This is a genomic window from Neptuniibacter sp. UBA6509, from assembly GCA_002435145.1.
Lineage (GTDB): Bacteria > Pseudomonadota > Gammaproteobacteria > Pseudomonadales > Balneatricaceae > Neptuniibacter.
Genome location: DJLT01000132.1, coordinates 26,075 through 41,102 on the forward strand (window position 1 = coordinate 26,075; position 15,028 = coordinate 41,102).

16 protein-coding genes are annotated in these 15,028 nt (G+C 41.9%); 9 read left to right on the top strand and 7 right to left on the bottom strand.

What is annotated here, in order from left to right; translation table 11 throughout:
- Nucleotides 1-31: 31 nt before the first annotated feature.
- Complete coding sequence (locus B4K11_RS18160; RefSeq protein ID WP_292954573.1) at nt 32-799, top strand: ParA family protein; 768 nt, start codon at nt 32-34, stop codon at nt 797-799.
- A gap of 319 nt (nt 800-1,118) precedes the next feature.
- Here the strand turns inward: B4K11_RS18160 and B4K11_RS18165 are convergent, their stop codons facing one another.
- The 3 genes from B4K11_RS18165 to B4K11_RS18175 all read right to left on the bottom strand — a co-directional run bounded on the left by B4K11_RS18165 (nt 1,119) and on the right by B4K11_RS18175 (nt 3,392).
- Complete coding sequence (locus B4K11_RS18165; RefSeq protein ID WP_292954419.1) at nt 1,119-1,586, bottom strand: hypothetical protein; 468 nt, start codon at nt 1,584-1,586, stop codon at nt 1,119-1,121.
- Nucleotides 1,587-1,752: 166 nt separating this feature from the next.
- Entirely contained in the window at nt 1,753-2,286 is a 534-nt protein-coding gene (gene ppa, locus B4K11_RS18170) for an inorganic diphosphatase (RefSeq protein WP_292954417.1), read from the bottom strand.
- Nucleotides 2,287-2,390: 104 nt separating this feature from the next.
- Complete coding sequence (locus B4K11_RS18175) at nt 2,391-3,392, bottom strand: class 1 fructose-bisphosphatase (RefSeq protein WP_292954414.1); 1,002 nt, start codon at nt 3,390-3,392, stop codon at nt 2,391-2,393.
- 343 nt (nt 3,393-3,735) lie between these two features.
- Between B4K11_RS18175 and mpl the strand changes: the two genes are divergently transcribed.
- The 5 genes from mpl (at nt 3,736) to B4K11_RS18200 (ending at nt 8,280) form a co-directional block, all read left to right on the top strand.
- Nucleotides 3,736-5,112 (top strand): UDP-N-acetylmuramate:L-alanyl-gamma-D-glutamyl-meso-diaminopimelate ligase, encoded by a 1,377-nt coding sequence (mpl, locus tag B4K11_RS18180; RefSeq protein ID WP_292954411.1) that lies wholly within the window; start codon nt 3,736-3,738, stop codon nt 5,110-5,112.
- Between the two features lie 17 nt (nt 5,113-5,129).
- Nucleotides 5,130-5,753 carry a flavin prenyltransferase UbiX gene (locus B4K11_RS18185; RefSeq protein WP_292954408.1) on the top strand — a complete coding sequence of 208 codons (624 nt, stop codon included), beginning with the start codon at nt 5,130-5,132 and terminating at the stop codon, nt 5,751-5,753.
- Between the two features lie 99 nt (nt 5,754-5,852).
- Entirely contained in the window at nt 5,853-6,533 is a 681-nt protein-coding gene (tsaB, locus tag B4K11_RS18190; protein WP_292954405.1) for a tRNA (adenosine(37)-N6)-threonylcarbamoyltransferase complex dimerization subunit type 1 TsaB, read from the top strand.
- 72 nt (nt 6,534-6,605) lie between these two features.
- Nucleotides 6,606-7,409: an undecaprenyl-diphosphate phosphatase gene (locus tag B4K11_RS18195; protein WP_292954402.1), complete on the top strand. Its 804-nt coding sequence runs from the start codon at nt 6,606-6,608 to the stop codon at nt 7,407-7,409.
- A gap of 40 nt (nt 7,410-7,449) precedes the next feature.
- Nucleotides 7,450-8,280 (top strand): class I SAM-dependent methyltransferase, encoded by an 831-nt coding sequence (locus B4K11_RS18200; protein WP_292954399.1) that lies wholly within the window; start codon nt 7,450-7,452, stop codon nt 8,278-8,280.
- 9 nt (nt 8,281-8,289) lie between these two features.
- On the opposite strand, the gene plsB is transcribed toward B4K11_RS18200, so the two are convergent.
- Together plsB and B4K11_RS18210 are read right to left on the bottom strand one after the other, a co-directional pair.
- Entirely contained in the window at nt 8,290-10,611 is a 2,322-nt protein-coding gene (gene plsB, locus B4K11_RS18205) for a glycerol-3-phosphate 1-O-acyltransferase PlsB (RefSeq protein ID WP_292954396.1), read from the bottom strand.
- Nucleotides 10,612-10,623: 12 nt separating this feature from the next.
- On the bottom strand, nt 10,624-10,836 hold the full coding sequence (locus B4K11_RS18210) for a SlyX family protein (protein WP_292954393.1): 213 nt from the start codon (nt 10,834-10,836) through the stop codon (nt 10,624-10,626).
- A 443-nt stretch (nt 10,837-11,279) separates the two neighbouring features.
- Between B4K11_RS18210 and B4K11_RS18215 the strand changes: the two genes are divergently transcribed.
- Nucleotides 11,280-11,726, top strand: a complete 447-nt coding sequence (locus B4K11_RS18215; protein WP_292954390.1) for a cold-shock protein — start codon at nt 11,280-11,282, stop codon at nt 11,724-11,726.
- A 69-nt stretch (nt 11,727-11,795) separates the two neighbouring features.
- Here B4K11_RS18215 and B4K11_RS18220 read toward each other — a convergent pair whose 3' ends face one another.
- Nucleotides 11,796-12,434 (bottom strand): DsbA family protein, encoded by a 639-nt coding sequence (locus B4K11_RS18220; protein WP_292954387.1) that lies wholly within the window; start codon nt 12,432-12,434, stop codon nt 11,796-11,798.
- Between the two features lie 337 nt (nt 12,435-12,771).
- Here B4K11_RS18220 and B4K11_RS18225 point away from each other — a divergent pair, with 337 nt between their 5' ends.
- On the top strand, nt 12,772-12,975 hold the full coding sequence (locus B4K11_RS18225; protein WP_292954384.1) for a 4-oxalocrotonate tautomerase family protein: 204 nt from the start codon (nt 12,772-12,774) through the stop codon (nt 12,973-12,975).
- 106 nt (nt 12,976-13,081) lie between these two features.
- On the opposite strand, the gene B4K11_RS18230 is transcribed toward B4K11_RS18225, so the two are convergent.
- Nucleotides 13,082-14,014 carry an exopolyphosphatase gene (locus B4K11_RS18230; protein ID WP_292954381.1) on the bottom strand — a complete coding sequence of 311 codons (933 nt, stop codon included), beginning with the start codon at nt 14,012-14,014 and terminating at the stop codon, nt 13,082-13,084.
- A gap of 362 nt (nt 14,015-14,376) precedes the next feature.
- Here B4K11_RS18230 and B4K11_RS18235 point away from each other — a divergent pair, with 362 nt between their 5' ends.
- The gene (locus B4K11_RS18235) at nt 14,377-14,970 is read left to right on the top strand and encodes a LemA family protein (RefSeq protein WP_292954378.1); all 594 of its coding nucleotides are present in this window, start codon (nt 14,377-14,379) and stop codon (nt 14,968-14,970) included.
- The last annotated feature ends 58 nt before the right edge of the window (nt 14,971-15,028 follow it).

Below are 15,028 nucleotides of genomic sequence, written 5' to 3' on the forward strand. Positions count from 1 at the left end.
GTGTGATTTAAGGTTAAGGGTAATAGCGATGATTAAGCGCGTAGTTTTCAACCAAAAAGGTGGGGTTGGTAAATCCAGCATTGCTGTGAATTTAGCAGCCATAAGCGCTACGCGAGGTCAGCGTACGTTAGTGATTGATCTGGATCCGCAGTGTAATTCTAGTCATTACCTATTAGGTGAAGACTATTTAGATGTGAAGCCTGATATTAAAGGTTTCTTCGAGCAGGCGCTGACTTTTCAAATGAAGCCTAACGGACCTGATTACTATGTGCATGCAACGCCTTATGAAAATTTAAGTCTCATTCCGGCTAACCCCGATTTGGGGGATCTACAGTCAAAGCTAGAATCAAAGCATAAAATTTATAAGTTAAGGGATGCAATCGATAAGCTGGCAGATGATTATGATGCTGTTTATATTGATACGCCGCCCGCTTTTAACTTTTTTACCTTATCCGCTTTGGTCGCGTCAGAGCGTTGCCTAATACCGTTTGACTGCGATGAATTTGCAAGGCAGGCGCTATATAGTTTGCTGGCAAATGTTCATGAAACACGTGAAGATCACAATGAAGCTCTGAGTGTTGAAGGTATTGTTGTTAATCAATACCAGCCTCGTGCGAGCCTGCCACAGCGAATTGTGGATGAGTTGCTTGATGATGACCTGCCTGTACTTAATGCTAAAATTTCATCTTCAGTGAAGATGAAAGAGTCACATGATGAGACATGTCCACTTGTGCATATGGCGCCCAAGCATAAACTGACGCAACAATTTGTTGAGCTGTTTGAGGAGTTGTCACACTAGCTTGTTATGAGGTCTGTTCGGGCGTACTAGTTTTGCTCTTTAGTGCACTCATCTTTTTTAAGGCTCGCAATCCAAATGATTAATAGTGGGATACTGATTGCAAGTATGATTATTTCAGCCATTAAGCTTCCATCTAAATTTTAGAATCTTTGATTCTAATTATATTTATCAGATGAACAATAGAATTTTTTTCATGCGAATGGCTCAAGCATACGTATGATTCATATAAAGTGCGGTGTTTCTGGAATATGTCTAAAGGGAGGGGGAAATTAAGCATCTATACTAGATGCTTAATTATAAGTTTTTGATTATAAAGATTTTAGCAAGATGTTTTACTGTCTTTCTGGCCGTTACAAGCAAGCGACTCTGCTGCAACTACTGCGCTACCAATTTTCATCTGCCCGTTATGATCACCTACGAACAGTTGGGTGGTGGTGCGCTTCCCTTTGTTGCTAATGTAAATAATATTAAGTTGCCCTGTTGGTACTAGGTTTAACTCATATGTTTTACCGTTCTGTACGTATGATGGCGTATTCCCTTCTGCGATAGGATCAATATAAATACGACGTATTTGGCGGCCTTTGAAACCAGACTTGATATATTTTTGTAGTGAGTTGCGTGATTCTTTATCAACCCCTTCCCAATTGATTAATTGGAAGATGCTTTCTGCATCACGACTGGCGAAAGAATTAAGGTAGTTCTGAACAAACAGGCTGTTTTTATCAGCGAGTGCTGATGTGGAAACCAAAAGAGTAATAACGCAGACGAATAGTTTGCGAAGTATCATATTTCACCTCAAATCTTAAAATTTTCCTGAGACAGCTGATCATAAGTATATCTTTTTTTATTCATACGGGAAGTGCTAGCTTTTAAATATTTAGACTTGAACGCTTTTTTTGCAATAAAAAACCCCGCATAAGCGAGGTTTTTAATCTACTAAAAAGACAGTTGTCTTATTTAGCGTCTTCGTAAGCTTTAGCTGCTACAACAATCGCTTCGCGAGCTGCGTCGGCGTTGTCCCAGCCGTCAACCTTGACCCATTTGCCTTCTTCAAGACCTTTGTAGTTTTCGAAGAAGTGCTTAATGCGGTCTAGTTCTAGCTGTGGAAGGTCGTTAATGTCATTAACGTCACGGTAAGCTTTAGTTAGCTTGTCGTGAGGAACTGCTACTAGCTTAGCGTCTTCGCCTGCTTCGTCAGTCATGTTTAGAACGCCAACTGGACGACAGCGGATAACAGAGCCAGCAATAACTGGGTATGGCGTTATAACCAGTACGTCAAGAGCATCGCCGTCATCAGCAAGGGTATTGTTGATATAACCGTAGTTTGCTGGGTAAAACATTGGCGCAGCCATGAAGCGGTCTACGTAGATTGAGTTGTCTTCTTTCTCAATCTCATACTTAACCGGAGAGCTATCTGCCGGGATTTCAATGATTACATACAGATCGTTTGGTAGATCTTTACCTGCTGGTACTTGTGCGAAGCCCATGATTGTCTTCCTGTAAACAGTTTAAAAGAGGTTATATCTAAGCCCGAATTATAATCACAGCAAGGCGGGCTTATGAATACTACTTAAAGCTGAAACTGATGCTTTTAAGTATTTAATTTTGCTGCACGGCCATCATTTGACTCAGAATGATATGTCAGTAGTGTTTCTACTTCATTGCTAGAGCCTAGCGCTACGGAGCAGCGTTGATGTATATGTTTTGGCTCTAAATCAAGAATGTTTTTATAGCATGTGCTCGAAATGCCGCCTGCTTGCTCAATAAGCATGCTCATCGGGTTGCCTTCATACATTAAACGTAGCTTACCTGGTTTATTTGTATCTCGGCTGTCCCATGGGTAAATAAAAATGCCGCCACGCGTTAACACTCGGTGCACTTCTGCGACCATAGACGCGATCCAGCGCATGTTGAAATTCTTTTCGCGTGGGCCTTCAGAACCTTGGAGTAAGTCGCCAATATAACCACGCATCTCATCTTCCCAGAAACGATGGTTTGACATATTGATGGCAAACTCTTTTGTGTCTTTCGGGATCGTAACTTGTTCGCGAGTGAGAATGAAATCACCGGTGTGTGCCAATGTGAAGAAGTTGACACCATGACCTGTTGTCAGCGATAGAATGGATGATTGGCCATATAAAACATATCCCGCTGCGACTTGTTTACGGCCGCATTGGAGGTAAGCCTTATCTTTATTTGGATCCATTCCCTCTTCAAGTTCAAGAACGGAAAAGATAGTGCCTACAGAAACGTTAACATCAATGTTAGAAGAACCGTCCAGAGGGTCGAAGATAACAAGGTACTTACCGTCTGGATTTCCGCCGACAGGATTATCTTCTTCTTCTGAAGCAATGCCTGCAACCAATGGGTTGTCTAATAAGAATTTTTTAAGCAGGTCATTGGATATTACGTCCATTTTTTTCTGGGTTTCACCCTGAATATTTGTAATATCTGCGGACCCTAAAACTCCAGCTAATTCACCTTCACGAAGTTGGATTGCAACTTCTTTACAGGCAAGCATTAAAGTGCCAATCAAATCGACTAATTTGTCTTCGGTTTCCTGCTGTTTCAGGAACTGGCTCAGGAGAAGCATTCTCGTATTATCTCTCAGATAGAGTGGTTTGAAAGTTGGGTGTGAATTTTACGTGAATCTTCTGCGAAATGCATTATTTGTAGGGCAGCTAATGACGAATAAGTTTGCAATGATCTATATATGTTTTCTTGCATGTACCGTCCAGCGATAAACAGGGTCGCTTATTTATGGTGGTGTTTTTGGTCGGTTCGGTTGAATAGTCTATTTGTGTCTAACTATTTGTAGGCTATAGAAAGATCAATAATGGGTTGCATAACGCTATATGGGTAACCCTCTTAGCAAAACTGTTATAGTAGGGTTTGTTACTTTTTCTGTCTGTTTAGTAAATTCGGGGGTAGATAGCTTGCATATTCACATTTTAGGTATCTGTGGGACTTTTATGGGCTCACTGGCTATTTTAGCAAAGCAGCTTGGTCACAAAGTGACAGGCTCAGATCAAAATGTGTACCCCCCGATGAGTACTCAATTAAAAGCGCAAGGAATTGAATTAATCCAAGGGTATGATCCGCAGCAGTTTGATCCTGAACCAGATCTAATTGTCGTGGGTAATGCGATGTCGCGTGGTAATCCCGCAATAGAATACATGTTGGATAAAGGACTGAATTATACTTCTGGACCGCAATGGTTGTCAGAGCATCTGTTGAAAGATAAATGGGTGCTTGCGGTTGCGGGTACGCATGGTAAAACAACGACCTCAACAATGTTGGCCTGGATTTTAGAGCATGCGGGAATGAAACCCGGTTTCTTGATAGGTGGGGTGCCATTGGATTTTGGCGTATCAGCAAGGGTTGGGGATTCCGTTTTCTTTGTCATAGAAGCTGACGAATATGATACTGCGTTTTTTGATAAGCGTTCTAAATTTGTCCATTATCACCCGCGTACGTTAGTGATGAATAATCTTGAGTATGATCATGCGGATATCTTCCCAGATTTAGCGGCTATTCAGCGTCAATTTCATCATGTGATTAGGATTGTCCCCGGTAATGGTCAGATCATATATCCTCAGGGGGAAAGAGCGCTTGATGAGGTTGTTGACATGGGGGCTTGGTCTGATATTTCGCGAACTGGCATAGTGCAAGCTGGAGATAATGGCGGTGAATGTGAGTGGCAGGCAAGGCTGCTTAATGAAGATGGTACTCAATTTGACGTGTTGCATGAAGGCCGCTTGGTAGGATGTGTTGAATGGGGTATGACTGGTCAGCACAGTGTTAATAATGCTCTTGCTTCTATTGCCGCCGCGCGTAATGTTGGAGTTCAACCAGAGCATGCTATCGATGCGCTAAACGAATTTAAAGGCGTTAAACGTAGGATGGAACTTTTAGATACGGTGAATGGAGTTAAAGTCTATGATGATTTTGCCCACCACCCAACGGCGATTGAGACGACATTGCAAGGTATTCGTGCACAGGTCGGTTCTGAGAAAATTGTTGCAGTTATTGAGCCGCGTTCAAATACGATGCGCTTAGGTACGCATCAATCACTACTGGCGGATTCAGTGACTAATGCGGATTCAGTGTATTGGTTCCAGCCTCAAGGAATGGATTGGTCATTAGAGAGTATAGTGAAGCAGAGTTCCGTGCCTGCCGCCGTTTATTCTGATACTGATAAGCTAATTTCAGACCTTAAAACGTCACTAGAGCCTGATTGCCATGTGGTGATTATGAGTAATGGCGATTTTGAGGGTATTCATCAGCGCCTTTTAACGGCATTACGAGGCTAACTGAGCAGTATTATTGTATGAGTAACTTAACAGAAGAAACAATTACATTGGCGATTACGGGGGCTTCTGGAGCGCAGTATGGTTTACGTTTGCTGCAATGCCTTTTACAAGCAGATAAACGTGTTTTTGTCATGATTTCACGTGCCGCGCAGGTGGTTATTAATACTGAAACAGACCTTAAAATGCCGGGTACGCCCTCGGATCAAGAGCTTTTTTTGAGCCAGTTATATGATGCGAAACCTGATCAACTAAAGGTTTTTGGTCGAGAGCAGTGGATGGCGCCAGTTGCTTCTGGCTCCGGTGCTCCAAGTAAAATGGTTGTATGTCCATGCAGTACAGGTTCTTTGTCTGCAATTGCTGCGGGTGCAAGTAATAATCTAATTGAACGGGCTGCGGATGTGGCTTTGAAAGAAAGACGTCAACTCATTATGGTCCCAAGAGAGGCACCGTATTCTGAGATTCACTTAGAGCATATGCTGAAGTTAACCCGCATGGGCGTGGTTATGATCCCAGCAAGTCCAGGGTTTTATAATCGACCAGAAAGTGTCGAAGATATGATTGATTTTGTCGTTGCGCGTATTCTAAATCAACTGGGAATAGAGCAGCAATTGTTGCCACGTTGGGGTGAAGGATTAATTTGACCTTATGTTAGATGAAATCATGCTCGCACAAGAGTAGAATCCGCATTCAGTTTGTTTTCGCTTTTCTTTATAGCTTTTTCTTTTAAGTGACCTAGTTAAATGTCAAAAATTTTAGCCCTAGATACATCTACTGATGCCTGTTCAGTTGCGTTGAGTTTGAACGGTGAAACAAAGGAAGATTTTCGTATAATTCCCCGCCAGCATACGCAACAGTTATTGCCTATGGTTGAATTGATGCTGTCTGAGGCCGGTGTTTCCGTTTCTGAATTAGATGCGGTTGCTTTTGGGCGAGGGCCGGGTTCTTTTGCGGGTATTCGCATTGCGACAGGGGTGGCGCAGGGATTAGCTTATGGCGCAGACCTTCCGGTAATACCTGTATCTACGCTTGAGGCTTTGGCTGTATCAGCTGCTGTTGAGGGTGTGGATAACATCGCCGCGGCACTAGATGCGCGGATGAATGAAATCTATGTGGCGAGTTACCGTATAGAAAATGGCTTACCTGTTGCTGAGCTTAATGAAAGAGTGACAGCGCCGAATGCGTTAGAGTTATCTGGAAAAAATTATTTGGCTGTCGGAAGTGGCTGGTGTTATCTAGACGATATGTCAAAAGAGGTTAAAAGCGCGGTTAAGGTAAGTTCAGAGACTTACTACCCGTCGGCTCAGAGCATGCTAGTACTTGCTCAGCATGCTTGGAACGAAGGGAAAGCAGTTTCACCTGAGTTAGCACTTCCTGTTTATTTACGTGATCAAGTGGCTTGGAAAAAGAAAGATCAGCAGTAAAGGCTGATTAGGTGCATCACTTTATAAATAAGGTTGTTGAAAATGGAATTTATTGAAATGGGGCTTAACTAAATGGAATTGTTTCAGGTCGTAATTTTGGCCTTGCTGCAGGGACTGACAGAATTTTTACCGATCAGTAGTTCTGCGCATCTAATATTACCTTCTCAGCTTTTAGGCTGGCCTGACCAGGGTTTGGCATTTGATGTAGGTGTGCATGTTGGTACTTTAATAGCGGTTGTGGCGTATTTTCGCCAAGACCTGCGTTCCATGTTTTCTGCCTGGAGCTTAAGTTTTACTGGGGAACGTAGTCAAGATGCTAAGTTGGCTTGGCTCACTATTTTGGCGACATTTCCAGCCCTGATTGTTGGTTTAGTATTAAATGATTTTATTGATCAGAATTTAAGGTCTATCTTAGTTATAGCGGGTACCACACTTGTCTTTGGCGGAATGCTTTGTTGGGCCGATCTATTTCGGGTTGAAACGCGTTCGTTAACGGTTTTGACGATAAAAGACGCTCTTATCATTGGTTGTTCTCAGGCTTTGGCACTTATTCCAGGCACGTCACGTAGTGGAATCACGATTTCCACTGCTTTGATGCTGGGGTTTGAGCGTCAGGCTGCCGCTAGGTTCTCTTTCTTACTTTCTATTCCGGTTATTTTGGGCGCGGGCCTAATAAAAGGAATAGACCTCTACGCAGTGGGTGAGAGTGCGCCTTGGGTAATGGTTGCCTTAGGTACTTTGATCGCTGGTATTAGTGCCTTTAGCTGTATTCATCTCTTTTTGAAGTGGCTTGATCGTATTGGTATGCAACCTTTTGTAGTGTATCGAATGATTCTAGGTGTGTTTTTACTTGTTATTTGGTTCACCACAGGCTGAAATTCTAGTCTGTAAAATGTATTAGGAAAGCGACGTAAATATGTCTGACTCTTGTTCAAACTCTCAAGCTGGATTAGCCAATAAAGCTGAAAATAGCTTGGTTGCCGTGATTGCTTTAGATGCGCAATCGATTGAAAGAGCGAACATATTAGCGACTGAATTAGTTTTACCGCTGGTGGATAGCAGTCACGCTTCAGATTATGATCTTTTATTGCAGTTGTCTTCGGATGGATTGAAACTGCAGCCTACAGGTAAAAAAGCACCGGGTGCTACATACGCCGATTTTGTTTCGGGTGCGGTTGCTCATCGTCGACAGTTTGGTGGCGGTAAAGGTCAGATGATTGCTAAAGCAGTTGGGATTAAAGGCGGGATTAAACCTCAAATTCTTGACGCTACTGCAGGCTTAGGAAAAGACGCTTTCGTTTTAGCGACATTAGGTTGTGAGATGACTTTGCTTGAGCGCTCTCCAATTATTCACCAGTTGCTGAAAGATGGAATCGAGCGCGCTTCTGAAACAGATGTGAGTGATATTATTCAGCGGATGACGTTGCACCATGCGAATAGTATTGAGTGGATGGTAGAGCAGACTGGGCAAAATGAGCGCTTTCAAGTGGTTTATCTTGATCCTATGTTTCCTCATAATGAGAAAAGTGCACTTGTTAAGAAAGAGATGAGATGCTTTAGGCCGATTGTTGGTGATGATTTAGATGCAGATGAGCTATTGGATGCTGCGCTATCAATCGCTGAAAATCGGGTGGTAGTTAAAAGACCAAGAAAAGCACCCTTTTTAGCAAATAGGAAACCGTCTTTGCAGTTTGAAGGAAAATCTAGCCGTTATGATATTTATCCTTTGAAAAAGCTAGAAAATTAAACTGTCGTTCTATGCGATGTTTATTCGGAGCTTGGCGTCGATAATCGATATCATGTGAGGTCGTAATATTTTATTGGCCTGCAAGAACAATATATCCGTATCAAAGTTACACTTCAGTCTGTCCTCCTCTCCTGTTAAAAAATCCATTGTTTGTAGCTGTTTGATAAATGATTCCAATACTCGATTATCTTTATATTCGGGTGTGCTATACCCATACTCACTATGTATATGCTCAGCAATGTTTTGGCTGGTTTCAATGAGGTCGCTTCGGCTCATCTGTTTGTAACGTGAGAGAGTGCGAATCACAATGTAGTAGCGAAGTAAGATCGGTTCAGCAGTGAGTATGAGAGTATTAACCAATGGGTTAGTCGTCGTTTTCCAGCTATTCTCTGCTGACGCTTCAAGGAGGTTATGTTCAAGCAAAGTTGCCCTCATTGAACGCAGTGTTTTCGTGAGATCTTCAATATTCCAGTTTAGAAAAAGCTCTGCTTGAATAAAAGGGTAAATCATACGGATCGTACGATTGATCACTTGGGCATTGGTATTTTCAAGTCGGTGTACTAGCAGGAGGTACATACTGGGAAGAATTAGTAAGTGCTGAATGTTATTTCTGTAGAAGCATAGTTCTTGAGCTTGAGTTTGGTCTATTTCAAGCAAATTCATTTTTTGGTTTAGTTGTCCCATTTTGGCCGCTTCGTTAATCCAGTCTGATGGTTTGCCTTCGGGGGTTAACGTAGCGCTTGGATGGAGCTCTTTAATGAGCTTTAACAGTCTAGAGCTCTTATCGCTTAGTTCTGCAGTTGATTGTAAGTGGCTACCTCCAAGCATGCAGGTGGCTAATAAGCTGCTTTGGGTTATTTCAGCTGCTTGGTTGATTCCACTCATTACTTTAGCTGAGATGTTTTTAACATCAGAGTCAAGAGGAGCTGAATGGTTTATATGATCTTCTAGCAGAATAGGTTGACCAAAACTTAGGAGTGTACTGCCAAATTTTTCATTAAGAATCTGTGAAGTGTTGAGTAAATTCGCAATTGACTCTTTCTGCTTTGTGCCGCCTGAGAGCTCGCTTTGGTAGCTTTTACTTTCGACTAAGCGGTCATAGCCGATCCATATTGGAATTAGCGCTACAGGTTTTTGTGGGTTATCGCGATAGGAGTCGATACTCATGGATAATAAGCCGGTTTTAGCCGGAAGGAGTCTACCTGTTCGGCTGCGTCCTCCCTCAATAAAGTATTCGAGTGAGTGGCCTCTATGCGTCATCTGTTCAAGGTAGGTCTTGTACAAGCAAGCATAGAGAGGGTCTCCATGAAATTTGCGTCGCATAAAAATAGCGCCGCCGCGTTTTAAAATGGGGCCGATAATTGGAATGTTGAGGTTATCGCCTGCCGCAACATGTGGGAGCATGAGGGCGTGACGATAAAGTGCCCAGGAGAGCAATAAATAGTCCATATGACTACGGTGGCAGGGTAAGTAGATTAGCTGGTGGCTCTTTGATGTTTCTTGAATTCGAGCGATGTTGCTAATCCGTACATCTTTATATAAGCGCTTCCAGAGCCAGTTAAGCAAAGGGTCAACAAGACGTGTGGTGGTTGGACTAAAGTTTGCGGCGATGCTATCTAGTGTTTTGACACAATGACGTTCAATGCGATGCCTGCTGGTACCGCGCTCGGTTGCTTGTTGATCTATCGCCTTTTGAACAGCGGGGTTATTGAGCACGAGATTAATTAATGTTCGGCGGTGGGACAGATCTGGGCCAATAATCGAGTGACGAATAATACTGAAATGTGTTCTAAGGACTCTGGCGGCTTTCCTTGTCGCTGTTTCATCATCGCTTTCCTGTTCTAGTAGTTGTTTCAGCTCCAGCGGCTTATCTATCTGTACGAGTGTTTGTCGACCATTAACTAATAGCTGAAATGCGCTACCAATTTTCCCAGCGCGGTGCCATGTTTCAGCGTATAGAAGGTTGAGCCAGGATTTCTCTCTATGGGGAAGGCGGCCATGAAAAATGGCAACAGGTACTATCAGTGTATTTAAACTATGGTTACTGCGCTGGGTTTTAACCAATTCGGCAAGAATTTCTCGTAACGGTGTTTTTCCTTTCGAATCTGCGAATAGTATCTGCTCATCACTTATTCCGCGCTGTTGTTTTTGTAAAAGGTCGCGCAGTAGTAGTTTATGGCTCAGTCTGTTGGATTCAAGAATGTAGAAAACTGAATCTGAGGGTGATCTCGCAGGTAAAAGTAGTTGAGGATTAACCAGTTTCGGCCGAGTTACTGATTTGATAAAGAGGCTGCCAACTTTATAAATACCACGTTTAAATATTGAGATCATGGACCCTGTACCTTAGTAATGTGGAGGAGGGGGTTCGTCCTCAGGTCGGTTTGTTGGCATATCTATAGAAAGGTTTTTAACCTGCTGGCTAAAGACTTTCATCATGCGTGTTAATTTTTGAATCTCAATCTCTTGCGAGGAAACGATACTGTTCAGCTTATCTAATGTGTCTTCTTGGAATGCGACGCGAGTTTCTAACTCATCAATACGTTCTTGGTCTGTCATCTATGTTTCCGGCTTTTACGCAATCGAGAGTGAAGTGGAGAGTAATTAGCCGTATTTAGAATGCACTAATGAAAAGTCGGCAATTACACTGTGGTAGCCTAGCTTAATGGGTAGTGCTTTCCAAGCAAGTTGCATAAAAATGTAGAGTAATTTAAGAGGGGAACGCTCAGCGAAAGGTAGCGTTTTTTGTGCTTAATTATTTATTAAGAGACTTGATTTAGAGTAAATATTAACAGGTTGGATTCTTTGTATTGAAAATTGGTGTCATCCTAAAGAATACCTTAAATGCTTAAATGTTGAGCTAATCTCTCGTCTATTAGTGTTTATTTTAGTTAAGCTGTTGAAAAAAATCATAAAATTAGATATACCTCTCTAATTGGCAGGGATATTAATTTACGCTGTCAATACAAGTGCTTTTAATGTGATAAATGACAATATAATAAATGAGGGTTAATCAGTTGATTCGTAGTCTGATTGTGAGTGCTATCGCCGCTGTTTTGGTTCCTGTTCTGTTAGGTTCGGTAGCTGGTATAGAAGTTGAGTTATCTAATATTGCTGCAATCGCAGTTGTGTTTGTTGTGACATTTGCTGCATCTTTTATTGCTGCTTCTGGTAACAATACTCCATCTGAGGCTCCAGCTTTTAATGGTGCTGAAGAAGAGTATATTGATGAGAATGATGATCGTGAGCAGGGCACTGTAAAGTGGTTTAATGTGTCTAAAGGTTTCGGTTTCATTACTCGTGGCGAAGATGATGATGTTTTTGTTCATTTTCGTAATATCCGTGGTCGTGGCCACCGTTCTTTGGCGGAAGGTCAAAAGGTGCGTTTTCATGTTCGTGAAAGCGACAAAGGCCTACAGGCTGAAGACGTTTCAGTTGTTCGTGACTGAATAAGCGTCGAGCGAGGTTGATTCGTCAGCCTCGCTATTTTTATCCCCCTTTGTTTTTCCTTCCTGTATTTAGTTTTTCCTCTGCTCTTTAGCTATCTGTTCAACTCTTTTTATAGTTTTTTCTGTGTCGCTATAGCCGTAGCATAAAGGAGTAATCCCCGCTTTTGTTTGTATAAACAGGCTTGGGAACCCTTGAACGCCTAATCTATGTGCTTGGTTTATTTGCTGCTCTAATAACTGTTTGGTGTTTGTGCTGTTCAATTCTGCAGAAAACTGAGCTGTATTAAGCCCTAATTGTTCCGCTAAATTAATAAGGGTTATATCGTCGGAAGGGTTTTGTGCATCTTGGTAATAAGCTTTTTGGATCAGCTGAACCATATTGTAACTGCTACCAGATAATAGTTTTTCGGCAGTTATAACAGCGCGGCAAGCTGGGTATGTACTTCTGCGTGGTGTGTTTTTTATCCAGAAATCGTGGTTAAAAGGTGTGCCTGTTTGTTGCTCAATATGCATCCATATAGATTGTAGTTTAAGTTGCATCTCAGACGGCATCGGCTCATTACTATCTGGAGCAAGGCCGCCTAATAAAAACTCCCACTTATAATCGGGGTAAGTGTTTTTGAGCGTTTCTATTGTTGGTTTGAATGCCCAGCACCAGCTACACATTGGATCAAGAACATAGATAAAGCGAGGCTGATCTGATTTCAAGAGAGTTAACCGTTTGGAATTAAGTTTATGAACATAATACTCTAGGCTCGCTAGTGCTTAAGATAAGTGCTTAGGTAAGTGCTTTGTGTTGTATTAAGATGGCCCTAACAATTAATGTGAGTTATATAGAGTGCGATGACTCTACTTAGTTCCCTTATGAGATGAAATAAACATCATTTTCTAGTCACTACGACCTAACTTGCATCGCGGTAATCTCACGGTGTATTCCATAATGTTCTATTTTAGTGAATAGATCCTTCTCTACAATCTATTAGTGTTGTTCGGCAGCTGTGTATAAGCTTAGGTTTCTTTATTTCATGCGTTAAGGAGATCAGCGATGCCCTATGTAAATATTAAGATTACTGATGAAGGTGTAACAGCTGCACAGAAAAAGCAGCTAATAGAGGGGACTACCCAGTTGTTGGTTGATGTTCTGAATAAGAACCCTGCAACGACAGTTGTTGTTATAGATGAAGTAAACACAGACAATTGGGGTGTTGCTGGAGAGGTTATTACTGAACGCCGTAAACAAGGAAAGTAGTTATTTATATTCGTAATAATTGGCCCTGTAACTGTTAGCGATTACCGGGTGATGTGTGTTGATCAATAAGAAGCAGTTAGCTGTCTTATTGATCAACGAGCTGTTTCTATCCGTCTGTAGTGATGGTACTAATAAGCGCATTGAGCGTTTTTTCTGAGTCGTCATTACTGACTTGGCAAGTGCCTGCCGCTTGATGACCGCCACCCCCATATTTCAACATGAGCTCACCCACGTTTGTCTGAGAGTTTCTGTCAAAAATCGATTTACCGGTAGCGAACACGGTATTTTGCTGTTTTAGTCCCCACATGACATGAATAGAAATATTACATTGTGGATAAAGGGCATAAATCATAAAGCGATTACCAGCCCAGATGGTTTCTTCGTTGCGAAGGTCTAGGACAACTAAATTATCATGTACTGTGGAGCAGCGTTGTATCTGTTCTTTGAATTTTGTTTCCTGCTCAAAGTAGAGATCAACACGTTCTTTAACGTCGGGAAGGGCAAGAATTTCATCGATATTATGATTTTTGCAATAATCGATGAGATCCATCATTAGATCATAATTCGATATGCGGAACTCTCGGAAGCGACCTAAGCCTGTGCGTGCATCCATGAGGAAATTAAGGAGCACCCAATCTTCTGCATTAAGTACTTCTTCCTTATCAAATTGAGCGGAATCACCTTTATCAACCGCTTCCATCATCTCGTCCCAGCTCGCAGGGAACGCGTCATGGCCACCATAGTGCTGCCAAACTACACGGGCGGCAGAGGGAACTTCAGGTAGAATAATATGATTGTCTCTTTGTCCTTCATTACGGATGGTTTCAGATAGGTGATGGTCAAAGGATAGGTGTACCCCAGGCACATAGGGGAGGTTAGTTGTAATATCTCTATTAGATATATCAACTTTACCATCTTGCATATCTTTAGGGTGAACAAACTTAATATCATCAATTAAGTCTAAATGTTTAAGTAGTACCGCACATACAAGCCCATCGAAATCGCTACGGGTCACTAATCGAAACTTATTATCTTCCATACTGAGTTCACTCTAGTAATAATTTTTTATTGTTTTAAATAAAGGTATCACAGCCTAAGGGACCTGTGAACAAGTCCCTAGTTTTCTACAGTAGGTATAAAAAATAGCTTAAAATATGACAAAAGTCCTTCTTCTAGGGAGGTTATCTTTAGGGCAGATAATTCTATAAAATTACATTCTTGCCTCTGTCCCGATTGAGAAGGGGTAATACATGGGCGGATTATTAATCGCTGCTACGTGGGATCTTAAGTTTAATCTCTACCCACTATGCTGTTTCTGTTTTATAGTCGAGTTCTATGGAAGGAATGATAGGTAGATCAATAGTCATTTCTTAGATCGTCATGTTTAGGAAGGAGTCAGCAATGGAAGTCGGTACAATTGTTTTTTTAGTGATCGTGCTTGGTGCAGTATTTTATGTCGTCAGTATTTATAACCAGCTCGTTACTTTGAAGAATCGGCATCAAAATGCATTTTCTCAAATCGAAGTGCAATTAAAACGCCGATACGATCTTATACCTAACCTAGTAGAAACCGCTAAAGGCTACATGAGTCATGAGCGTGAAACTCTGGAAGCGGTCATTAATGCGCGTAACGAAGCGTCTGCTTTATTGAAAGGTGCAGCAGCTACCCTGACAGATGATGCGATTCAGCAACTGTCGGGGGCTGAGAATGCATTGCAAAGCGCCCTTGGGCGAATGAATATTGTGATGGAAGATTATCCTGACCTAAAAGCTAATGAAAATATGATGCAGCTTTCTGAAGAGTTAACGTCTACGGAAAACCGCGTTGCTTTCTCTCGCCAAGCCTTTAATGATGCGGTAACGGCATTCAATACCTACCGCCAGTCTTTCCCTCCTGTGTTTTTTGCGTCCATGTTTGGACACCCGCGTGATGCATCTTTGTTAGAGTTTGAAGATAGTCAGGAGATTCAGTCTGCCCCTAAAATCAGTTTTTAATTTTTGCATTCATATTGCAGCTCCCTGAGCTGCCTAAATAAATTGAATGCGATGTTAA